Consider the following 22,767-nt stretch of genomic DNA (forward strand, 5'->3'; position numbering starts at 1 on the left):
TGGTTGACCATGGACAACCTCACCGTCATCGTCCTCGCCGCCGGCGGGGGCACCCGCATGAAGTCCAAGACCATGAAGGTGCTGCACCCGGTCGGCGGCCGCTCGATGATCGGCCACGTGCTCAGCGCGGTCCAGGCGACCGCGCCCTCGCGGATCGTCGCGGTCGTGGGCCACCAGCGCGAGCAGGTGGGACCGCACATCCAGCAGCTGGTGCCCGACGCGGTGCTCGCCGTGCAGGAGACCCAGGACGGCACCGGCCACGCGGTCCGGGTCGCCTGCGAGGCGGCCGACGTACGGGAGGGCACGGTCGTCGTCGCCGCGGGTGACACGCCCCTGCTCGACGGCCAGAGCCTGCGCGAGTTCGTCGCCGACCACACGGCCTCGGGCCGCGCGGTGAGCATCCTCACCGGCATCGTCCCCGAACCGAAGGGCTACGGCCGGATCGTCCGGGACAGGACCGGCGACGTCGTGGCCATCGTCGAGGAGAAGGACGCCGACGACGAGCAGCGCGGGATCCACGAGATCAACTCCGGGATCCTGGCCTTCGACGCCGCCTTCCTCACCGACGCGCTGGGCCGGATCGGCAACGACAACGCCAGCGGCGAGTACTACCTGACCGACACCGTGCAGATCGCCCGGGACGCGGGCCTGCGGGTCGGGGCCTACATCGTCGACGACGTGCGCCAGACCGAGGGTGCCAACGACCGGGCCCAGCTGGCCGAGCTCGGCCGCGAGCTCAACCGCCGGATCGTCACCCGGTGGATGAAGGACGGGGTCACCGTGATGGACCCCGCCACCACCTGGATCGACGCCGACGTCGTGCTCGAGCCCGACGTGACGATCCTGCCCGGCACCCAGCTGCTCGGCGCGACCGTCGTCCGCGAGGACGCCGTGGTCGGGCCGGACTGCACGCTCAAGGACTGCGAGATCGGTCTCGGCGCCCGGGTGGTGCGCACCCACGGCGAGCTCGCGGTGATCGGCGACCGCGCCACCGTCGGTCCGTACGCCCATCTGCGCCCGGGCACCCGGCTCGGCGTCGAGGGGAAGATCGGCGGCTTCGTCGAGACCAAGAACGCCGCCATCGGCGACCGGGCCAAGGTGCCGCACCTGTCCTACGTCGGCGACGCCGAGATCGGCGAGGGCGCCAACATCGGCGCCGGCACGATCTTCGCCAACTACGACGGGGTGGCCAAGCACCGCACCGTCGTCGGCCGTCAGGCGCGCACTGGCTCCAACAACACGTTCATCGCCCCGGTCTCGATCGGGGACGGCGCCTCGACCGGCGGGGGAGCGGTGGTCCGCGAGGACGTGCCGCCGGGCGCGCTGGCGGTCTCCGCCGGCTCCCAGCGCAACATCGAGGGCTGGGTCGTCTCCCGCCGTTCCGGCACCCCGCAGGCCGAGGCCGCCCAGGGCGGCGTGGTCGACGGCGACGCGGACACGGGCGTGTCCTAGACGACAGTGATCGGACGATCGGGCCCCCCGGGTTGGGCGCTCGTAGGTTCGTGGGAAAGAATCCAGAAGAACGGGCCCAGCTCGGCAGGGTCACACCCTCACCCCCCGCGAGGAGTCTCACCGTGAGCGGAATGAAGCGCAACACGGAGAAGAACCTGATGGTCTTCAGTGGCCGTGCCCACCCCGAGCTGGCGCACGAGGTCGCAGACCTCCTGGGCACCGGGTTGGTCCCCCAGTCGGCGTACGGCTTCGCCAACGGCGAGATCTACGTCCGGTACGAGGAGTCGGTGCGCGGCAGCGACGCCTTCGTGATCCAGAGCCACACCTCGCCGATCAACGAGTGGGTGATGGAGCACCTGATCATGGTCGACGCCCTCAAGCGGGCCTCGGCCAACCGGATCACCGTGGTGATGCCGTTCTACGGCTACGCCCGCCAGGACAAGAAGCACCGCGGTCGCGAGCCGATCTCGGCCCGGCTGATCGCCGACCTGTTCAAGACCGCGGGTGCGGACCGGCTGATCACCGTCGACCTGCACGCCGACCAGATCCAGGGCTTCTTCGACGGTCCGGTCGACCACCTGATGGCGCTGCCGATCCTCACCGACTACGTCCGGGAGAAGTACGGCACCGAGCGGCTCGCGGTGGTCTCGCCCGACGCCGGGCGGATCAAGGTCGCCGAGCGCTGGTCGGCCCGGCTGGGCGGCGTCCCGCTGGCGTTCATCCACAAGACCCGCCGCACCGACCGTCCCAACGAGACCGTCGCCAACCGCGTCGTGGGTGACGTCGCCGGTCGCATCGCCGTGCTGACCGACGACATGATCGACACGGGCGGCACCATCGTGAAGGCCGCCGAGGCGTGCATGGACGCCGGCGCCACCGGCGTGATCATCGCCGCCACCCACGCGATCCTCTCCGACCCCGCCGTCGACCGGCTGAAGAACTGCGTGGCGACCGAGGTCGTGGTCACCAACACGCTCCCGATCCCGGACGACAAGCAGTTCGACAAGCTGACCACCCTCTCGATCGCCCCGCTGCTCTCGCGGGCGATCCGCGAGGTCTTCGAGGACGGCTCGGTCACCTCGATGTTCGACGGCCAGGCCTGAGGGTCACCGGGCCGAGGATCACCTACCGCTGAGGCGGCGTACGTCGAGCTCGTCCTGCCACGCCCGGCGCAGCACCGTCGGCACCCCACGGGCGATCCGCTCGTCGAACGCCGCCAGCTCGGAGGCGTCGAGCACGAACCGGGGGAACGCGGCGCCGACCAGCCGGCCGAACCCCGGACCCCGTGCGGTCACCAGCTGCGGTGCCGCTTCGACGTACCGGGGGACGAAGCCCCGCAGCAGCGAGGCCCGGGCCGGGTCCCAGAACCCGTCGGCGACCGCGGTGAACATCCGGTTGGAGATCACCGGGTCCTCGAACAGCACCGCCCAGGCCGCCTCCTTGGCCTCGGGGGTGGGGCGGGCGGCCAGGGCGCGGGCGGCGCCGAGCTCGCCGGTCGCCGACCGGTCCCGGTCCTGCTCCCGCGCGACCGCCTCCGCGTCGGCCTCGCCCAGCGCCGCCAGCCGGCGCAGCGCCGTCCACCGCAGCGAGGAGTCGATCGCGACCCCGTCCCTGGTCGTCGCCTCGGGCGAGTCCAGCCAGCTGCGCAGCAGTGCCACGTCGGAGGTGCTGCCCGCCAGGTCGCGGGTCAACGGGGCCGCGAGGTCCCAGGCGTGCCGGCCGTCCGGTGCCCGCAGGTCCCGCAGCGCCGCTCGGCAGGTGCCGGCGACCCGGGCCAGCACCTCGGCCACCGCACTCTCAGGCACGTGTCGCGGCAGCAGCGAGGCTCCGGTCCAGCCGAGCACCGCCGTCACCACGGCGACGTTCCGCTCGCCCGGCAGGTGCCGTTCGAGCAGGTCCACGAAACCGGCGGCCGTCAGGTCGCCGACCGAGACCTGGTCGAAGAAGCCGGCCCAGAGCAGCGCCCGGCTGGTCGGGTCCGGGAGCTGACCGAGCCGCTCGGTCACCACCTGCCACGAGGCGGGGTCCAGCCGGACCCGGGCGAAGGTCTCACCGCCGGCGTTGGGCAGCACCAGGGCGGCGTCGAGAAGCGGGAGCACGCCGTCGGCGATCTCCAGCATCTCCGCTGAGAGCGGCTCCAGCGCCGCGTCGTACCGGTCGACCCGCAGCCGGTGCCGGCGGCTGCCCTCGCGCAGCAGCCCGAGCGCGGGTCCCTCGCGCTGGACCCGGACGGTGTCGAAGCCGGTCGTGCGCAGCCAGTCGTCCACCCAGCCGCGCACGTCCCGGTCGCTGGCCGAGGACAGGGCGTCGACGAAGTCGGCCAGGGTGGCGTTGCCGAACCGGTGCCGGGACAGGTAGACGTTGACGCCCGCGAGGAACGACTCCTCGCCCAGCCAGGTCACCAGCTGCTGCAGGCAGGCGTTGCCCTTGGCGTAGGAGATGGCGTCGAAGTTGCCCGCCGCGGTGTCGACGTCCGGCACCTCCTCGGCGCGCGCCGCGACCGGGTGGGTCGAGCGGCGCTGGTCGGCCAGGTAGGCCTGGGGTGCGCGCTGGACCAGGAAGTCGGCCCAGGCGTCCTTCACCCCGGCGGCCGCCTCGGCGACCCGGAAGCCCATGTGGTCGGCGAACGACTCCTGCAGCCAGGTGTCCTCCCACCAGGTCATCGTGACCAGGTTGCCGAACCACATGTGCGCCATCTCGTGGGCCACGATCACGGTCCGCCGCCGGCGCTCGGCGAGTCCCGGCGGGTCCTGGGGGAGCAGCTCGTCGCGGTAGGTGACGCAGCCGGGGGTCTCCATCGCGCCCCAGTTGTGGCCCGGCACCATCACCTGGTCGTAGGAGTCGAAGGGGTAGGGCTCGTCGAACAGCTCGCCGTAGTGCTCGAAGCACGCCTCGGTCACCCGCCGCAGCTCCGGCACGTCCCGGTCCAGCGCCGCCGCGAGCGAACGGCGCGCGTGCCACCCGAACGGCAGCCCCGCGTGCTCCCAGCGCACGGAGTGCCACGGCCCGGCACACAGGACGAACATCGCCACCGGGATCGGCGGCGTGGGCGCGAACCGCCACGGCTCCCCGGCCCCGCCGGCCCGCTCCAGGCGGCCGTTGGCCAGCACGCTCCACCGCTCGGGCGCGGTCACCGAGAGGGTGACCCTCGCCTTGAGGTCGTTCTGGTCGAAGCACGGGAAGATCCGCTGGGCGACGTCCATCCCGGCGTACGCCGACACGTAGGTCTCCTGGTCGGCCGGGTCGGTGAAGACGTGCAACCCGTCGCCGTCGGTGACGTAGGGGACGCGCGCCTCCACCACCACCTCGGTGCGGGCCGCCAGGTCGCGCAGCACGATCCGCCCGTCCGCGTACGCCGCCGGCTCGCCGTCCACCGTCACCCGGTCGCCGTGCGCGAGCTCGAGGAACGTCTCCGCCCCGGGTCGGGAGCAGGCGAACCGGACCACCACCCGGCACTCGGCGTGCTCGGGACCGGTCAGGTCCAGGTGCAGGTCGTAGGAGACATCGGCCAGGAGCTCGCGGCGCGCGCGGGCCTCCCCGAGAGTCAGCGACATGCTCCACGACGCTACTCCGCGAGCGGGGCGGCCGGGATTTCCTTCCCGTCGTCCGGCCCGGGTAGGCTTGCGCAGTTGCCTCGGCGAGGGAGTCCCACCAGGGATCTCCGTGATCGACAGGGCAGGCCAGCCACCGCGCCGCGCCCCCTGTCGGGGTCGCGGCGTTCGTCGTTCACGGCGGGCGTTCGCCGCCGAGGTGGCCAACCGACCAGCACCACCACGCACGCAACCAATCGGAGTCGAGATGTCCAGCGAGAAGATCACCGCAGAGGTCCGCGAGGAGTTCGGCAAGGGCGCCGCCCGCCGCATCCGCCGGGAGAACAAGATCCCCGCCGTCCTGTACGGACACGGCGAGGCGCCGGTGCACGTCACGCTGCCCGGCCACGAGACGATGATGGCGCTGCGCCACGGCGGCACGAACTCGGTCCTCGAGCTCCAGATCTCCGGTGGCAGCCAGCTCGCCCTGGCCCGCGAGGTGCAGGTCGACCCGATCCGCCGGGTGATCGAGCACATCGACTTCGTCGCCGTCCGCAGCGGCGAGAAGGTCACCGTCGACGTGCCGATCCAGGTCGTCGGCACCCCGGCTCCCGACAGCCTCGTCGTGACCGAGAACAACACCATCCAGGTCGAGTCCGAGGCCACGCACATCCCCGAGCTGATCGAGGTCGACATCACCGGCCTGGCGATCGGCAAGATGGTGCACGCCGCCGACCTGGTGCTGCCGAAGGGCACCACCCTGCTGGCCGACCCCGAGCTGCTGATCGTCAACGTGACCGGCCAGATCTCCGCCGAGGCCCTCGAGGCCGAGCTGGAGGAGGCCGAGGCCGAGGCCGGCATCGAGCGCGACGAGAGCGACGAGGCGGCCGCCGAGTCCGCCGAGTCGACCGAGTCGGGCGCGTCCGACTCCGAGTGACCCACGGCCGGGCGACGCCCGGCACCCCAGCACGACCCGGCACAGCGCCGTGGCCTCCGGGCCACGGCGCTGTGCCGCGTTCCGGACCCGTACGGGATAATTCGGCCCATGAGCGCTGACGTGTGGCTGGTCGTCGGCCTGGGCAACCCCGGGCCGAAGTACGCCGGAAACCGGCACAACGTCGGCTACCTGGTCAACGAGCAGCTCGCCGAGCGGCTGGGCTCCGGCTTCCGGGCGCACAAGACGGGTCGGGCCGACGTGGTCGAGGGGCGTCTCGGGTCACCGGGGACGCCTGGTCCCCGCCTCGTGCTGGTCCGGCCGAAGTGCTACATGAACGAGACCGGCGGCCCGGTCTCCGCGGTCGCGAAGTTCTACGGCGTGCCGCCCGAGCGGATCATCGCGATCCACGACGAGCTGGACATCGACTTCGGCACGCTGCGGCTCAAGAAGGGCGGCGGCGACAACGGGCACAACGGCCTGCGGTCCATGCGTGCCTCGCTGGGCACCGGCGACTTCTACCGGGTGCGCGCCGGGATCGGCCGGCCTCCCGGCCGTCAGGACGTGGCGGACTTCGTGCTCTCCGACTACTCCTCGAAGGAGCGCAAGGAGCTGCCGATCCAGCTGGTCGAGGCGGCCGACGCGGTGGAGTGCCTGATCACCGAAGGACTGGAGAAGGCGCAGCAGCAGTTCAACCGCTGACCCGCCGCAGCAAGGTCCGCCGACCCTCGGAACGTACACCTGTTGACCCTGCGTCAGCATTCACCGATATCGGGCATGGACTCGGACCACCCCGAGGCCTAGCGTCCAAATGACGGATCGGGTCGGATCCGGCAGAGCCCGCGGGGGCGGGCGAATCGGGGGATTGCCATGCAGGTGCAGTTGCGTCCAGTCGTGCTTTCAGCAGCACGTTCAGATCTATCGGGGCTCGTCGGTCAGCTCAGCATCGACGTCTCCTTCCCGCTCGCGAGTCCGGACAGCGCTCCGGACAGCGCGCAGAGTGTCCGCGGGGGAGACACCCCCCACGCCTCCCGCGGATCCAGCCGTCACGTCGCCCCATCACGGCCCCATGCCGTGTCTGCGGGCGGCGTGGCGGTCCTGGGGGCCCGGGCCGCACGGGGGGTCCGGGCCGAACGGGGGCAACGGCGATGAGCCGGGGTGCGGTGTCCCGGCGGCCCCGAGCGGGAGTGCCCGCGCGGCCCACCAGGGCACAGGACCTGCCGCGCATGCGCAGCGGCCCGGCGCCCACCGTCGTACCGCGTGGGGCCCAGCGTCCGCTCTCTCGGGCGATGCTCGCCGCGGAGATCGTCGCCGTGGTCGTCGCGGTGCTGGTCACCGCGGTAGCGGCCGGTGCTGACCTCCGGGTCTGTGGCCTGGTCGGCCTGACCGCGGTCCTGCTCACCTACGTGCCGGGTCGCGACGCGGTCCGTCCCGGCCTCCCGGTCACCGGGACCGTGGTGCGCGACATGGCGATGCCGGTCGCCGCGCTCGGTGCCGGCGCGGCGCTGGGCTGGTGGGGCCGTCCGGCCCTGCTGGCCGGACTGGTCACCGTGGTGGCGGCCGGAGCGGTCACCCTGGTCGCGGCCGGGCTCCGACGTGTGCTGCTCACCGGCGTCCGGGTGGTCGTGGTGGGTGGTGCGGCGGACGTGGCCGAGGTGTTCGCCCGCTGGCACGGCGAGCGGCGGATCCGGCTGGTGGGCAGCGTCCTGGTCGAGGAGGAGCAGCCGGGCGAGCCGCTGGACGCCAGGTACGCGGGCGCCGAGGACCCGCGCGAGGCGATCCTGCGGTGCCGGCCTGACGTGGTGCTGGTGCTCCCCGGCCCGGCCGTGGACGCCGAGTGCGTACGGCGCATCGGCTGGGCGCTGGAGGGGTCCGGTGCCGGCCTGGCGATCGGCTCGGGGCTCGACGGCATCTTCCCGCACCGGATCCAGCACACGATGCTCGCCGGGCTGAGCGTGATGCAGGTGCGCTCGAGCCTGGCTCCGTGGTCGACCCGCGCGGTCAAGGCCGCAGCGGACCGCGTCGTGGCTTCGCTGCTGCTGCTCGTGCTGGCACCGGTGCTCGGCTTCCTGGTGGCGCTGGTCCGCGCCACGTCCCGTGGGCCGGGACTCTTCACCCAGGTCCGGGTGGGCCGCGACGGCAGGCCGTTCACGCTCTACAAGCTGCGGACGATGCAGGCGGACGCCGAGCGGGTCAAGGCCGTCCTGCGGGGCGGCGACGAGGGCAACGGGCTGCTGTTCAAGAAGCGCGAGGACCCGCGGGTGACCAGGATCGGGCGGCTGCTGCGCAAGTACTCGCTGGACGAGCTGCCCCAGCTGATCAACGTGGTCCGGGGTGACATGTCGCTGATCGGTCCCCGGCCGGCCCTGCCGGAGGAGGTGGCCCGCTACTCCACCATGGAGCAGCGCCGGCTCGCCGTCCGACCGGGGATGACCGGCCCGTGGCAGGTGAGCGGTCGCTCCACCCTGGGGCGGGACGAGTCGATGCGGCTCGACGTCGACTACGCCGACAACTACCGGCTCTGCGACGACCTCGGCCTCGCGCTGCGCACGGTCGACGCGGTCGTCCGGCCGACAGGAGCGTGGTGACCGTGGGCGCCCCGCAGCCGCGAGGGTCTCGGTCGGTCGGTGGCCGCCTGCGGAGTGCGCTCGTCGCGCTCGTGGCGTTGCCGCTCCTGGCGGTTCCCCTGGCGGTCGCGGCCCCGGCCGATCCGGCCACCGCGGCGGCGGCGGACGAGTGCGGCCTCGCGCCCAACCCGATCGCCTGCGAGAACGCCCTCCCCGGCACGGATCCCGCGGTCTGGGACATCAATGGGGCAGGGGCCAACGCCATCCAGGGGTTCTCCACCGACGTGTCGGTCAACGTGGGTGGGCGCATCGACTTCAAGGTCGACACCGACGCGCGTGCCTATCGGATCGACATCTACCGAGTGGGCTACTACCAGGGGCTCGGTGCGCGCAGGATCACCTCGGTCAACCCGAGCGCGACCCTGCCGCAACGGCAGCCTGAGTGCATCGCCGACCGCACCACCGAGCTCTACGACTGCGGGAACTGGGCGGTCTCGGCCTCGTGGAACGTGCCCTCGACGGCGGTCTCGGGGGTCTACCTCGCCAAGCTCACCCGCACCGACACCGGCGAAGCCAGCCACATCACCTTCGTGGTGCGCAACGAGGCCAGCCACTCCGACGTCGTGTTCCAGACCTCCGACACCACGTGGCAGGCCTACAACACCTACGGCGGCTCCGACTTCTACCAGGGCGGCGGCAACGGCCGCGCCTACAAGGTGAGCTACAACCGACCGGTCATGACCCGCAAGGACAACAACGGCCGTGACTTCTTCTTCTCCGCCGAGTACGCGATGGTCCGCTTCCTCGAGCGCAACGGGTACGACACCAGCTACATCGCCGGGGTCGACACCGACCGACGCGGTGAGCTGCTGACCAACCACAAGGTGTTCCTCTCGGTTGGCCACGACGAGTACTGGAGCGGCGCCCAGCGGGCCAACGTCGAGGCGGCCCGGGACGCCGGCGTCCACCTGCAGTTCCTCAGCGGCAACGAGGCCTACTGGAAGACCCGCTACGAGCCGTCCGCCGACGCCAGCCGGACGCCTTACCGGACCCTGGTCTCCTACAAGGAGACCTGGGGCAACGCCAAGATCGATCCCAGCGACCAGTGGACGGGGACCTGGCGCGACCCCCGGTTCGCCGCCCCCGACAAGGGCGCCGGCCGGCCCGAGAACGAGCTGACGGGCACCGCGTACATGGTCAACCACGACGACCTTGCCCTGACCGTGAGCGCAGCGGAGGGCAAGCTGCGGTTGTGGCGCCACACCAGCCTCGCCACGATGACGTCGGGGACCGCACGGCTCGCTCCGCACACCGTGGGCTACGAGTCCAACGAGGACGTCGACAACGGCTTCCGCCCGCAAGGACTGATCCGGCTCTCGACCACCACCGGCGCGGTCCCGGAGTACCTCCAGGACTTCGGCAACCGGGTCGCGCCGGGGAACACCACCCACCACCTGACGCTCTACCGGGCACCCAGCGGGGCGCTGGTCTTCAGCGCCGGCACCATCCAGTGGACGTGGGGCCTGGACGAGGAGCACGACTCCAGCTACGCCCCGGAGCCGGCCGACAAGCGGATGCAGCAGGCGCAGGTCAACCTCTTCGCCGACATGGGGGTCCAGCCGGCCACCTTGATGAGCACCCTGGTGCCGGCCGTCAAGAGCGCCGACACCACGAAGCCGACCGTGACGGTCAGCGCTCCCACCGCCGGCGCGGCGCAGAAGAACGGTGACCGGATCACCCTCACCGGCACCGCGACCGACGTGGGGGGACAGGTCGCGGGCGTCGAGGTCTCGACCGACGACGGGGCCTCCTGGCGTCCCGCGGCCGGCACCACCTCGTGGAGCTACTCGTTCATCCAGCACGGCCGGGGGAGCACCCCGGTCCAGGTGCGGGCGGTCGACGACAGCGCCAACATCGGGGTCGCCACCAGCCGATCCTTCGACGTCGCCTGCCCCTGCAGCCTGTGGGGGCAGAGCGTCCCGGACCTGCCGGTCACCGACGACTCAGCGGCCGTCGAGCTCGGCATCCGCTTCACTCCCCGGGTGGACGGCTTCGTCACGGGGGTGCGGTTCTACAAGGGATCCGGCAACAGCGGAACCCACGTGGGTTCGCTGTGGGGCCCCGCCGGCCAGCGCCTGGGCCAGGTGACGTTCACCGGCGAGACTGCGACCGGGTGGCAGAGCGCCAGCTTCGCCGACGCCGTCCCGGTGGCCGCTGGCCAGACCTACACCGCCTCCTACACGGCGCCCAACGGACGCTACGCGTCCGAGCCGGAGGCATTCAGCTATCGGGGCCACACCGCAGGGCCGATCGGCGTCGTCGGCGGCTTCGGCAGCCCGCCGCCCGGGGTCTTCGGGACCACCGGCACGCTGCCCACCGAGTCCTATCGCAGCACCAACTACTTCGTCGACGTCGCGTTCTCCACCACCGATGCCTCGCCCTTGGCTGCGGTGGACCAGTCCCCGATGCCAGGGGCCGTCGGGGTGCCGGTCTCCACGACGGTGAGTGCTCGGTTCTCCAAGCCGCTCGCGGCCGGGACCGCCGGCCTGACCCTGCGCACCGCTGCGGGAGCCACCGTGTCCGGCACCACCACCTACGACGAGACGCAGCGTCGCGTCACCTTCACCCCGGCTGCCCCGTTGGCCAGCTCCGTCGAGCACACCGCCACCGTGCGAGGCACCGACACCCAGGGCACGGCGGTCAGTTCCGGTGCGACCTGGACGTTCCGCACCGCCAGTCCTACCAGCCCGCCGGGGGTCTGCCCGTGCTCGCTCTTCACTCCCGACACGATGCCCACGGTGCTCGAGGACCCCGACAGGCAGCCGGTCACCCTCGGCACCCGGTTCACCTCCGACGTCAGCGGGGTGGTGACCGGTGTCCGGTTCTACAAGGGGCCCAACAACACCGGCACGCACACCGGGGCGCTGTGGAGCGCCGGTGGTGCCCAGCTCGCCACCGGGACGTTCACCGGTGAGACCGCGAGCGGCTGGCAGCAGCTGACCTTCGCCACGCCGGTCCCGATCGCCAAGGACACCGCGTACGTGGTCTCCTACCGGGCTCCGCAGGGCCGGTACTCCGCCTCGCCGAACGCCTTCGCCAACGCCGACCTCTCCCGGCCGCCCCTGCGGGTGGGCTCCACCGCGGGTGCCTACACCTACGGCACCGGGTTCCCCTCGACCAGCGCCCCGACGAGCTACATGGTCGACGTCGTGTTCGACCAGACCACCCCGAGCCTGACCGTGACGTCGCGGCAACCGGCCGCCGGCGCCGTCGACGTGCCGCGCGAGAGCTCGGTCCGCCTCGGCTTCTCCAGGCCTGTGGCGCCCGGCTGGTCGCTGGAGGTCAAGCAGGGCACGACGTCGCTTGCCGGCACCGCCGCGCTGGACGCCGCCGGGACCACCCTGACCTGGACGCCGGGTCAGCCGCTCCCCGCGGGAGCGGACGTCACGGTCACGCTGTCCGGCGCCGTCTCCACGGAGGGCGCCACCCTGGCGACCCAGACCTGGAGCTTCCGCACCAGGACCGCGGAGACCACCACCGAGCAGACCCTCTTCGGTGACCAGGTCCCCGCTGACGCGACCACCGACGACACCTCCGCCGTGGAGCTCGGCACCGCCTTCACACCCAGCCGCAGCGGGTTCATCAAGGCTGTCCGCTTCTACAAGGGGGTCGGCAGCACCGGGACGCACACCGGCTCCGTGTGGTCCGCGAGCGGTTCGCGCCTGGCCACGGTGACGTTCGCCAACGAGACCGCGTCGGGGTGGCAGACCGCACCACTGGTCCAGCCTCTCGCGGTGACGGCGGGCACCACGTACGTCGTCTCCTACCTGGCGCCGCAGGGCCGCTACGCGAGGACGCCGCAGTTCTTCACCACCGTGTGGACCCGTGGCGACCTGACCGCGCCGGCGACGAACAACGGGCGCTTCGTCTACGGCGGGGGGTTCCCGGCCAGCACCTACGAGGCGACGAACTACTTCGTCGACGTCGTCTACCAAGCCGGCGCCACGCCGACGCCGACACCCACGCCGACGCCCACGCCGACGCCGACGCCGACGCCGACACCGACGCCGACGCCCACGCCGACGCCCACGCCGACACCGACGCCCACGCCGACGCCGACGCCCACGCCGACACCGACACCCACGCCGACACCGACACCCACGCCGACACCCACGCCGACGCCGACACCGACACCCACGCCGACGCCCACGCCGTCCACCACGTCGATGTTCGCCGGTCGGCAACCGGTGGTCGCCGCCGACACGGAGAAGGCTGCGGTCGAGCTGGGCACCAGGTTCCGCTCCTCGGTGAACGGCACCGTGACCGCGATCCGGTTCTACAAGGGGGCGGGCAACACCGGCACCCACACGGGTTCGATCTGGTCCTCCACCGGCACCCGGCTCGGCACCGTCACGTTCCGCAACGAGACGGCCTCGGGCTGGCAGGAGGCGGTGCTGAGCACGCCCGTACCGATCGCCGCGGGCCAGACCTACGTGGTCTCGTACTACGCGCCGGTGGGTCGCTACTCCGTGACCCAGCAGTTCTTCTCCCGCGACCACGTCGTCGGTCCGCTGACCGCCCCGGCGAACCCCAACGGCGTCTACCGCTACGGCACCGGCGGGGGCTTCCCGCAGAGCACGTGGAACGCCGCCAACTACTTCGTCGACGTGGTCTTCCGACCGTCGAGCTGAGAACTCACCCGCCCGTGAGGGCAGAGAGAAGGAGGACCAGATGACGGTGACGGGGGAAACTGCCTCGGGCCCCACCGGGCCACTGGGCGTGGCGGTCGTCGGTGCGGGCTACTGGGGTCCGAACCTGATCCGGAACTTCCGGAGCAGCACGGACTGGGACCTGGTCGCCGTGTGCGACCTCGACCAGGCACGCGCGCGCACCGTGCTCGGCGCCAGGAGCGGGGTCTCGGTGACCGCGTCCCTCGACGAGCTGCTGACCCGCGACGACGTGGACGCAGTGGCGATCGCCACCCCGGCGCGGACCCACCAGGGGATCGCGCTCCGGGCGCTCGGGGCGGGCAAGCACGTGCTGGTGGAGAAGCCGCTCGCCGACAGCGTCGTCAACGGCGAAGCGATGGTGGAGATGGCACGGCGGCAGGGGCTGTCGCTGATGGCCGACCACACCTACTGCTACACCCCCGCGGTGCTCAAGATCCGCGAGCTGGTGGCGTCGGGGGAGCTGGGCGACATCCTCTTCGTGGACTCGGTCCGGATCAACCTCGGCCTGGTCCAGCCGGACGTGGACGTCTTCTGGGACCTGGCTCCGCACGACCTCTCCATCCTCGACTTCGTGCTGCCCCAGGGGCTGAGACCCCTCGGCGTCGCGGCGCAGGGAGCGGACCCGTTGGCGGCCGGCAAGAGCTGCGTGGGCTACCTGAGCCTGCCGCTGGCAGGGGGCGCGATGGCGCACGTCCACGTCAACTGGCTCAGTCCCACCAAGATCCGGCAGATGGTGATCAGCGGGACCCGCCGCACCCTGGTCTGGGACGACCTCAACCCGCAGCAGCGGCTCAGCGTGTACGACCGCGGGGTGGACCTGGAGCACAGCTCGGCCACCGCAGCCGATCGCACCGCCTCGACGATCTCCTACCGGCTGGGCGACACCTGGGCGCCGGCACTGCCGGAGCACGAGGCGCTCGGATCGATGGTCACCGAGTTCGCCGACAGCATCCGAGAGCAGCGCCCCTCACGCACCGACGGCGCGGCTGGGCTCCGGGTGCTGCGGGTCCTGGAGGCCGCGGCGCAGAGCCTCGGGGCGAGTGGCGCCCTGGTCGCCGCGGGGCCCACCCAGCCCCGGCTCGAGGTGGTGGGATGACCGCGCTGGCAGGCGCCCGGGTCCTGGTGACCGGCGGCGCGGGCACCATCGGCTCCACCCTGGTCGACCAGCTCCTGTCCGCCGGCGTGGGCCACGTGGACGTGCTGGACAACTTCGTCCGGGGCCGTCGCGACAACCTGGAGGCAGCCCTGGCCAGCGGTCGGGTGGGGCTGGTGGAGGGGGACATCCGGGACCGCGACCTGGTGCACGACGTGACGCGGGGCAAGGACCTGGTCTTCCACCAGGCCGCGATCCGGATCACCCAGTGCGCCGAGGAGCCGCGACTGGCGCTGGAGGTGATGGTCGACGGCACGTTCAACGTGGTCGAGGCCGCGGTCGTCGCCGGAGTCGACAAGCTCGTCGCCGCCTCCTCCGCATCGGTCTACGGGATGGCGGAGGAGTTCCCCACCACGGAACGGCACCACCACCACAACAACGACACCTTCTACGGGGCAGCCAAGTCCTTCAACGAGGGCATGATCCGCAGCTTCCGCGCGATGAACGACCTGGACTACGTCCTGCTGCGCTACTTCAACGTCTACGGACCACGGATGGACGTGCACGGTCTCTACACCGAGGTGCTGGTGCGATGGATGGAGCGGATCGCCGACGGGGAGCCCCCGCTGATCTTCGGTGACGGGCGGCAGACGATGGACTTCGCCTACACCGTCGACATCGCTCGCGCCAACGTGCTGGCAGCGGCCGGCAACGTGCGCGAAGGGGTCTACAACATCGCCTCCGGGACCGAGACCAGCCTGCTTGAGCTGGCCGAGACACTGCTGCGGGTGATGGGCTCGGACCGCGCCGTGGAGCACGGCCCCGAGCGCGCCGTCAACGGCGTGGTGCGCAGGCTCGCCGACGTCTCCGCGGCGCGGCGTGACCTCGGGTTCGTCGCCTCCACCGGGCTCGAGCAGGGGCTGGCCGAGCTGGTCCAGTGGTGGCGGCCGCTGCGCGAGGAGATCGCCGCGAGCCGCCCGGTGATGTGGCGATGAGCCGGATCAACGTGATGGAGCCCTGGCTGGGCCAGGAGGAGGCCCAGGCGCTGGCCGCCGTCATCGCGTCCGGCTGGGTGGCCCAGGGCCCCCGCGTGGCGGAGTTCGAGGACGCGTTCGCCCAGCAGCAGCAGGCCGGGCACGCGGTGGCGGTCTCCAGCTGCACGACCGGGCTTCACCTGGCGCTCCTGGTCTGCGGGGTGCAGGGCGGGGACGACGTGGTGCTCCCGTCCTTCTCCTTCGTCGCCACCGCCAACGCGGCCACCTATCTCGGTGCCCGGCCGGTCTTCTGCGACGTCGACCCGCTGACCGGCAACGTCACGGCCGAGACCGTGGCCGCAGCCCTGACCCCCGCCACCACCGCCGTCGTCGTGGTGGACCAGGGCGGGGTGCCGGTGGACCTGGCGCCCATCCGGGCGCTCTGCGACCCGCTGGGGATCGTCGTGGTCGAGGACGCCGCCTGCGGCGCCGGGTCGACGTACGCCGGAGCGCCGGTGGGCGCGGGGGCCGAGATCGCGGCCTGGTCCTTCCACCCGCGCAAGCTGCTGACCACCGGCGAGGGCGGGATGGTCACCACGTCGCGGGCGGACTGGGCGCAACGCGCGCGCCGTCTGCGCGAGCACGCCATGAGCGTGTCGGCCGCCGACCGGCACGCCAGCGTGCTGGCCCCGCCGGAGGAGTACGCCGAGGTCGGCTTCAACTACCGGATGACCGACCTGCAGGCGGCGGTCGGGATCGTGCAGCTGGGCAAGCTCGACTCCATGGTGTCGAGGCGCCGCGAGCTCGCGGCCGGCTACGCCAAGGCGATCGACGAGATCGAGGGGCTTCGACTGGTGGCCGACCCACCCGGCGGCACCACCAACTTCCAGTCCTGCTGGGTCGAGGTGTCCGCGGAGTTCCCGCTGAGCCGCGAGGAGCTGATGGCGCACCTCGCCGGGGCCGACATCTCGGCCCGGCGCGGCATCATGGCCGCGCACCGGCAGCCGGCGTACGCCGGACGCGACACCGGGGGGGTGCCGCTGCCGGTGACCGAGCGGCTCACCGACAACACCCTCATCCTGCCGTTGCACCACCGGCTCTCCGAGTCCGAGCACGCCCGGGTCTCCGAGGCTCTGCGCACCGCGGGGCGACGTCGATGACCGGCCTGCTCGTGGTCGCGGCCAGCGGCCTGGCCCGCGAGGTGCTCGCGGTGGAGTCCCAGCTGGGCCGGTACCCGCGGATCGCGGTCCTGGACGACGACCGGACGCTGTGGGGCAGTGAGCTGGCAGGGCACCCGGTGGTGGGCGGCATCGACCTCGTCGCCGAGTACCCCGACCACGACGTGCTCGTCTGTGCCGGCCGGGGGCAGACGCGCCGTGCGCTGGTGGAGCGCCTCTCCGAGCACGGGGTGGGCACGTCGCGCTACCCCACCTGCATCCACCCGCAGGTGCTGGTGCCCGAGAGCTGCCGGATCGACGCCGGCTGCGTCGTGCTGGGCGGCGTGGTGATGACCGCCGACGTCCGGTTGTCTGCCCACGTGGTGGTGATGCCGCACGTGACCCTCACCCACGACGACGTCGTGGACGAGTTCGCCACCCTGTGTGCCGGGGTGCAGCTGGGGGGCGGGGTGCGCATCGGACCGATGGCGTACCTCGGCATGTCCTCCAGCGTGCGGGAGGGCCGGAACGTCGGCCCCGAAGCAGTGCTCGGGATGGGGGCGGCCCTGACCCGTCACCTCCCGGCCGGGGAGACCTGGGTGGGCGTCCCCGCCCGGCGCAGCAGCACAGCCGTGGAGGTGGAGAGATGAGCATTCCGTTCGTGGACCTGGAAGCCCAGCACGCCGAGATCGCCGACGAGGTGCGGACGGGCGTCGAGGACGTCTTCGCGCGCACCGCGTTCGTGGCAGGGGCGGAGGTGTCGCTCTTCGAGCAGGAGTATGCCGCGTACCTCGGCGCCGGGCACTGCGTCGGGGTCGCCAACGGCACCGACGCCCTCGAGCTCGCCCTGCGCGGCGCCGGTGTGCGAGCCGGGGGAGAGGTGATCCTTCCTGCCAACACGTTCATCGCCACCGCCGAGGCGGTCTCGCGGATCGGCGCGGTGCCGGTGCTGGTCGACGTCGACGAGGAGCACCTGCTGATCGACCCGACCCGGGTCGAGGAGAAGCTCGGCGCCCGCACCCAGGCGGTCGTGCCGGTGCACCTGTTCGGTCAGGCGGCCCCCGTCGACCAGGTCCAGGCGCTGTGCGCCGACGCGGGCATCCCGGTCGTCGAGGACGCGGCCCAGTCCCAGGGAGCCCGCCGCCACGGCATGGCCGCCGGCACGCTCGGACAGGCCGCAGCGACCAGCTTCTACCCCGGCAAGAACCTCGGGGCCGCCGGTGACGCGGGTGCCGTGACGACCCCGGACGAGGCGCTCGCGGCCAGGGTCCGCGTCCTCGCCGCCCACGGGTCCCCGACCAGGTACAGGCACGACGTGATCGGCATGAACTCTCGGCTGGACACCATCCAGGCGGTCTACCTGCGGGCCAAGCTGGCGCGTCTGGAGAAGTGGAACCAGCTGCGGCGCGACGCCGCCGACCGGTACGCCGCGCTGCTCGCCGGCCTCGAACCCGCGGGGCTCCGTCTCCCACGAGTGGCCCCGGGCAACGAGCACGTGTGGCACCTGTACGTCGTCCGCGTGCCCGAGCGCGACCGGGTGCTGTCCGGGCTGGCTGAGCGCGGCATCGGCGCCGGCATCCACTATCCCACGCCCGTGCACCTGACCCCTGCCTACGCCGGCCTGGGGCAGGGTCCGGGCACCTTCCCGGTGGCTGAGCGGGCGGCCGGGCAGATCTTGTCCCTGCCGATGCACCCCCACCTCACCGTCGGCCAGCAGGAGGCGGTGGCGCAGGCCCTCGCCGAGCTCCTGGTTCCTGAGGGAACCGGGGACGGGAGGCAGTGATGGGCCGGATCAAGGACCTGCGCGGCATGCTCGCGGCCCGTCGTACTGGTCGTCGTACGGCCCGCTCGGCTCCACGCGGAGCGGGTCCGCACGTGCTGATCGTCGTGCAGAACCTGCCGGTGCCGTTGGACCGCCGCGTCTGGCTCGAGTGCCAGGCCCTGGCCCCGCGCGGCTACCAGGTCAGCGTGATCTGCCCCAAGGGACCGGGCGACCCCGCACGGGAGGTCATCGACGGGGTGCACCTGTACAAGTACCGTCCGCCGCCCGAGGCCAACGGGTTGGCCGGCTACGCCCTCGAGTTCGCCTACTGCTGGCTGCGCACCGCGTGGCTCTCGCGCTCGGTGTGGCGCGACCACCCGTTCGACGTGCTGCAGGCGTGCAACCCGCCGGACACCTACTGGCTGCTCGCGCGCTGGTGGAGACGGCGGGGTGTCCGCTTCCTGTTCGACCACCACGACCTCAACCCCGAGCTCTTCCTCTCCCGCTTCGGGGAGCCGACCGGGCTGCGAGAGCGCGCCGAGCTGTGGGCCCTGCGTTGGCTGGAGCGCCGCACCTTCGCCGCCGCGGACAAGGTCACCTCCACCAACGAGTCCTACCGCCGAGTGGCGCTGGAGCGCGGCGGCCTGGACCCGGCGGACGTGACGGTGGTGCGCAGCGGTCCGGACACCCGTCGGATGCGCCCCGTCGTGCCGACGCCCACGGTGCCGGAGGGCAAGGAGACGTTCACCCTGGCCTACGTGGGGATCATGGGTCCCCAGGACGGCGTGGACACGGTGCTGCACGTGATGGACGAGCTGGTGCACCGGCGCGGACGCCAGGACGTGCGCGCGGTGCTGATGGGCTTCGGCGACCGCCTGGCGGACCTGCGACGCGAGAGTGGGGAGCGGCAGCTGGACCACGTCGTGGAGTTCACCGGCCGGGTCGACCAGCTGGGGATGGCCGCGCACCTGAGCAACGCCGACGTGGGTCTGTGCCCCGACCTGAAGTCCCCGCTCAACGACCTCTCCACGATGAACAAGACCATGGAGTACATGGCGTACTGCCTGCCCTCGGTCTCCTTCGACCTGGTGGAGACCCGGATCAGCGGGGGAGACACGGTGCTCTACGTCCCCAGCGGCGACGTGGGGGCCTTCTCCGACGCAGTCGAGCGGCTGCTCGACGACGACGACCTGCGTGTCGAGCTGGGGCTGCGGGCTCGGAGCCGAGTCGCCGACGAGCTGGACTGGCAGGCCCAGGCGGCGGCGTACGTCTCGGTGCTGGACTCGCTCACCGGTCGCTCCACGACTGCCCCGCCCGAGTCCATCGCCACGCGGCGGTCGCACGACGAGCTGGGCCGGCCCTACATCGACCTCCACGACCCCGTCGCCCTGGCCGACTTCGTGCGTCACCGGGCGCGCACCCGGCGTCCCCGACGTACCCCGGGCTACGGCGTCCTCGGACCGGTGCCGTCGGCGGTCGCCCCCGAGGTGGACCTGTGACGCTGGAATCCACGGGCACCGTCGGCACCGTCGGCTCGGTGCTCTTCTCGGCCCAGGACTACTGGTACCACAATCGCGCTCACTCGGACGTCCAGCTGGCGCGGGCGCTGTCGGCCGACCGGCCGGTGCTGCTCGTCAACAGCCTGGGCATGCGGATGCCGCGGCGCGGCTCGACCACGCAGCCGCTCCGCCGGGTGGCGCGCAAGCTGACCAGCACCCTCCGGGCGCTGCGCAGGCCGGAGCCGAGGCACCCGCAGCTCTACGTGATGACCCCGATCAGCGTGCCGGTCTTCGCGAGCCCTCGGCTGAGCCGGCTCAACGCGTGGTCGGTGCACGTCCAGGTGCGGATGGCCGCCCGCCTGGTCGGCATCCGCGTCCCGGACGTGCTGGTCACGCTGCCGACGGCGTGGGAGGTGGCCCGCCTGCTGCGCTCGCGCCGCGTGGTGGTCAACCGCTCCGACCGCTACTCCAGCCTGCCCGAGGCGGACTCCGGGCTGATCGGACGCCTCGAGCGGTCGATGCTCGGTGCCTGTGACGCGGCCGTCTATGTCAGCACCGCGCTGATGGCCGAGGAGCAGCCCCTGGTCCGGGCCGGGGCCGGGCAGGCGGTGCTGCTGGGGCACGGCGTGGACCTGGCGCACTTCGACCCCGCGGCGACGGGTCCGGAGCCGACGGACCTGGCTGCGGTGCCCCACCCCCGCGTCGGGTTCTTCGGCGGGATCGACGACTACGTGGTGGACCTGCCGCTGGTACGCCGGTTGGCCGAGGCTCTGCCCGACGTCTCGGTGGTCCTCGTCGGGGCCGCCACCTGTCCCCTGGACGACCTGCTCGCGCTGCCCAACGTGCACTGGCTGGGGATGAAGTCCTACGACGAGATCCCGCGCTACGGCGCCGGGTTCGACGTGGCGATCATGCCCTGGCTGCAGAACGACTGGATCCGGTTCTGCAACCCGGTCAAGACCAAGGAGTACCTCGCTCTCGGCCTGCCGGTGGTGACCACGCCGTACCCGGAGGCCAGCGCTCACCTCGACGTGCTGGCCGTCGCGCAGGGGCCCGACGACTTCGTGGCCAAGGTCGCGCAGGCGTTGGCCGGCGAGTCGGTCGGCACCCCGGAGAGCCGCCGGGCCTCGGTCCTGGACGACTCGTGGTCGTCGCGCGCCGACGTGCTGCGCACGCTCTTCGCGGGTCGGGAGGACTGAGCCGTGTGCGGTGTGGCGGGGATCAGGAGGTTCGACGGGCAACCGGTCGACGAGGAGGACCTGCGCGCCATGATGCGGGTCCTGGCCCACCGGGGGCCGGACGACCAGGGGCTCGTGGTCCGGGGACCGGTGGGCTTCGCCCACGTCCGGCTCTCCATCATCGACCTCGCCGGCTCGCCGCAGCCGATGGCCACCCCCGGCGGCCGTCACCTGCTCTCCTTCAACGGCGAGATCTTCAACTACCGCGACCTGAGACGACGGAGCGACCACGACTTCCGCACCGACGGGGACACCGAGGTCGTGCTGGCCACCGTGGCCCGGCGCGGACCGCGGGGTGCGGGGGAGTTCGTGGGCCAGTTCGCCTTCGCCCACCACGACTTCGGCACGGACCGGACCTGGCTGGTGCGCGACCGCGCCGGCGTGCTCCCGCTGTACTACTACGTGGACGGGGAGCGGCTGGTCTTCGCCTCCGAGATCAAGGCGCTGCTGGAGGTGCTCGGGGACAAGGTGCGACTGGACCGGGACCAGGTGCGCAGCTACCTCCGAGCCCGGGCGGTGCACGCCCCCGCGACGCTGTTCGCCGGCATCGCCAAGGTGCCGCCGGGGCACGTCGTGGAGGTCTCGGGCCGGGGCGAGGTCGTGGTCGCGCCGTACTGGCAGCTGCCCTCTCCCGAGGACGTGCTGGACTGCACGCCCGCGGAGGCCGTCGACCTGGTCGAGGAGGGCCTGCGCTCCGCGGTGGATGCGTCCCTGGTGGCCGACGTGCCGGTCGGCGCCTACCTGTCCGGCGGGGTGGACAGCAGCCTGGTCGTGGCGCTGGCCGAGGCAGCCAGGCGCCGGGCCGGCAGCAACGAGCCGATCGCCACGTTCAGCGCCGAGTTCGGCGACCCACGCTTCGACGAGACCGAGTACTCCACCCTGGTCAGCCAGATGTTCGGCACCGACCATCACCGGGTGCTGATCCAGCCCGAGGACTTCCGGGGCAGCTGGGAGCACCTGACGTGGCACCGCGACGCTCCGGTCAGCGAGCCGGCGGACATCGCCGTGGCTCAGCTGGCCACCGCAGCGCGTCAGCAGGTCAAGGTGGTGCTCTCCGGGGAAGGCAGTGACGAGCTGTTCGGCGGCTATCCCAAGTACCGGTACGCCGGCGCCACGGCGCTGGCGGACCGGCTGCCGGCGCGGGCCCGGACCATCGGTGCGCGGGCGCTGGAGCGTGCGCTGCCCGCCGGTCGCGGCAAGCTGCGGATCGCGGTCCGGGCGCTGACCGGCGAGCCTCGGACCAGGATGGAGGACTGGTTCGCCCCGTTCACCGACTACGAGATCGACGCGCTGCTCGGCACCTCGCACCGGCCTGCCGCGCGCACCGTGGGGCACCGCGATCCCATCGACCTGATGGGACGCCTGGACTTCGACACCTGGCTCCCGGACAACCTCCTGGAACGGGGGGACCGGATGTCCATGGCGTCCTCGCTGGAGCTGCGGCCTCCGTTCCTGGACCACCGGCTGGTGGAGCTCGCCTACCGCCTCCCGAGCGCGGTGAAGGTGCGTCAGGGCCAGACGAAGTGGGTGCTCAAGGAGGTCGCGCGCCGGTACCTTCCCGGGCGGGTCGTCGACCGGCCGAAGGTGGGCTTCCGGGTCCCCCTGGACACCTGGTTCCGAGGGGAGCTCCAGGAGCTGGCCCGGGACCTGCTCAGCGGGCCCGGCTCGTTCGTGGAGTCGCTGATGGACCCTGCGGTGGTGGCGGCCCTCCTGGACGACCACGCCCGAGGACGCCGCGACGAGGAGATCCGGATCTGGACGCTGCTCTCGCTGGAGATGTGGGGCCGGCGGTTCTTCGTCGGGCAGCACGTCGGTGTGTGACTCCCCTCTC

At 72.3% G+C, this 22,767-nt stretch carries 15 protein-coding genes; 14 read left to right on the forward strand and 1 reads right to left on the reverse strand.

Annotated elements, in window-relative coordinates:
• Positions 1-9 precede the first annotated feature (9 nt).
• Both glmU and H8838_RS04650 read left to right on the forward strand, forming a co-directional pair.
• Positions 10-1,452 carry a bifunctional UDP-N-acetylglucosamine diphosphorylase/glucosamine-1-phosphate N-acetyltransferase GlmU gene (gene glmU / locus H8838_RS04645; protein ID WP_185996040.1) on the forward strand — a complete coding sequence of 481 codons (1,443 nt, stop codon included), beginning with the start codon at positions 10-12 and terminating at the stop codon, positions 1,450-1,452.
• A 131-nt stretch (positions 1,453-1,583) separates the two neighbouring features.
• Positions 1,584-2,555: a ribose-phosphate diphosphokinase gene (locus H8838_RS04650; protein ID WP_219924290.1), complete on the forward strand. Its 972-nt coding sequence runs from the start codon at positions 1,584-1,586 to the stop codon at positions 2,553-2,555.
• 18 nt (positions 2,556-2,573) lie between these two features.
• On the opposite strand, the gene pepN is transcribed toward H8838_RS04650, so the two are convergent.
• Positions 2,574-5,006 (reverse strand): aminopeptidase N, encoded by a 2,433-nt coding sequence (gene pepN, locus H8838_RS04655; RefSeq protein ID WP_185996041.1) that lies wholly within the window; start codon positions 5,004-5,006, stop codon positions 2,574-2,576.
• Positions 5,007-5,250: 244 nt separating this feature from the next.
• Here pepN and H8838_RS04660 point away from each other — a divergent pair, with 244 nt between their 5' ends.
• The 12 genes from H8838_RS04660 to asnB all read left to right on the forward strand — a co-directional run bounded on the left by H8838_RS04660 (position 5,251) and on the right by asnB (position 22,757).
• Positions 5,251-5,919, forward strand: a complete 669-nt coding sequence (locus H8838_RS04660; protein WP_185996042.1) for a 50S ribosomal protein L25/general stress protein Ctc — start codon at positions 5,251-5,253, stop codon at positions 5,917-5,919.
• 108 nt (positions 5,920-6,027) lie between these two features.
• Positions 6,028-6,618: an aminoacyl-tRNA hydrolase gene (pth, locus tag H8838_RS04665; RefSeq protein ID WP_181311595.1), complete on the forward strand. Its 591-nt coding sequence runs from the start codon at positions 6,028-6,030 to the stop codon at positions 6,616-6,618.
• A 524-nt stretch (positions 6,619-7,142) separates the two neighbouring features.
• Positions 7,143-8,504: a sugar transferase gene (locus H8838_RS04670; protein ID WP_181311594.1), complete on the forward strand. Its 1,362-nt coding sequence runs from the start codon at positions 7,143-7,145 to the stop codon at positions 8,502-8,504.
• Positions 8,505-8,575: 71 nt separating this feature from the next.
• Positions 8,576-13,174, forward strand: coding sequence for a DUF4082 domain-containing protein (locus H8838_RS04675; RefSeq protein WP_224766381.1), 4,599 nt, complete (start codon positions 8,576-8,578; stop codon positions 13,172-13,174).
• A gap of 40 nt (positions 13,175-13,214) precedes the next feature.
• Positions 13,215-14,309 carry a Gfo/Idh/MocA family protein gene (locus tag H8838_RS04685; RefSeq protein ID WP_185996043.1) on the forward strand — a complete coding sequence of 365 codons (1,095 nt, stop codon included), beginning with the start codon at positions 13,215-13,217 and terminating at the stop codon, positions 14,307-14,309.
• The gene (locus tag H8838_RS04690) at positions 14,306-15,301 is read left to right on the forward strand and encodes an NAD-dependent epimerase/dehydratase family protein (RefSeq protein WP_185996044.1); all 996 of its coding nucleotides are present in this window, start codon (positions 14,306-14,308) and stop codon (positions 15,299-15,301) included. Before H8838_RS04685 ends, H8838_RS04690 begins: the two co-directional genes overlap by 4 nt.
• A complete protein-coding gene (locus H8838_RS04695; protein WP_185996045.1) occupies positions 15,298-16,440 on the forward strand; it encodes a DegT/DnrJ/EryC1/StrS family aminotransferase in 1,143 nt (380 codons plus the stop codon). Before H8838_RS04690 ends, H8838_RS04695 begins: the two co-directional genes overlap by 4 nt.
• Positions 16,437-17,087 (forward strand): NeuD/PglB/VioB family sugar acetyltransferase, encoded by a 651-nt coding sequence (locus tag H8838_RS04700; protein ID WP_185996046.1) that lies wholly within the window; start codon positions 16,437-16,439, stop codon positions 17,085-17,087. The genes H8838_RS04695 and H8838_RS04700 overlap by 4 nt, the downstream gene beginning before the upstream one ends.
• Complete coding sequence (locus tag H8838_RS04705) at positions 17,084-18,220, forward strand: DegT/DnrJ/EryC1/StrS family aminotransferase (RefSeq protein WP_185996047.1); 1,137 nt, start codon at positions 17,084-17,086, stop codon at positions 18,218-18,220. The genes H8838_RS04700 and H8838_RS04705 overlap by 4 nt, the downstream gene beginning before the upstream one ends.
• Complete coding sequence (locus H8838_RS04710; RefSeq protein WP_224766382.1) at positions 18,220-19,698, forward strand: glycosyltransferase family 4 protein; 1,479 nt, start codon at positions 18,220-18,222, stop codon at positions 19,696-19,698. Before H8838_RS04705 ends, H8838_RS04710 begins: the two co-directional genes overlap by 1 nt.
• Complete coding sequence (locus H8838_RS04715) at positions 19,695-20,897, forward strand: glycosyltransferase (RefSeq protein ID WP_185996048.1); 1,203 nt, start codon at positions 19,695-19,697, stop codon at positions 20,895-20,897. Before H8838_RS04710 ends, H8838_RS04715 begins: the two co-directional genes overlap by 4 nt.
• 3 nt (positions 20,898-20,900) lie before the next feature.
• On the forward strand, positions 20,901-22,757 hold the full coding sequence (gene asnB / locus H8838_RS04720; RefSeq protein ID WP_224766383.1) for an asparagine synthase (glutamine-hydrolyzing): 1,857 nt from the start codon (positions 20,901-20,903) through the stop codon (positions 22,755-22,757).
• The last annotated feature ends 10 nt before the right edge of the window (positions 22,758-22,767 follow it).

Source organism: Nocardioides campestrisoli, from assembly GCF_013624435.2.
GTDB classification, from domain to species: Bacteria; Actinomycetota; Actinomycetes; order Propionibacteriales; family Nocardioidaceae; genus Nocardioides; species Nocardioides campestrisoli.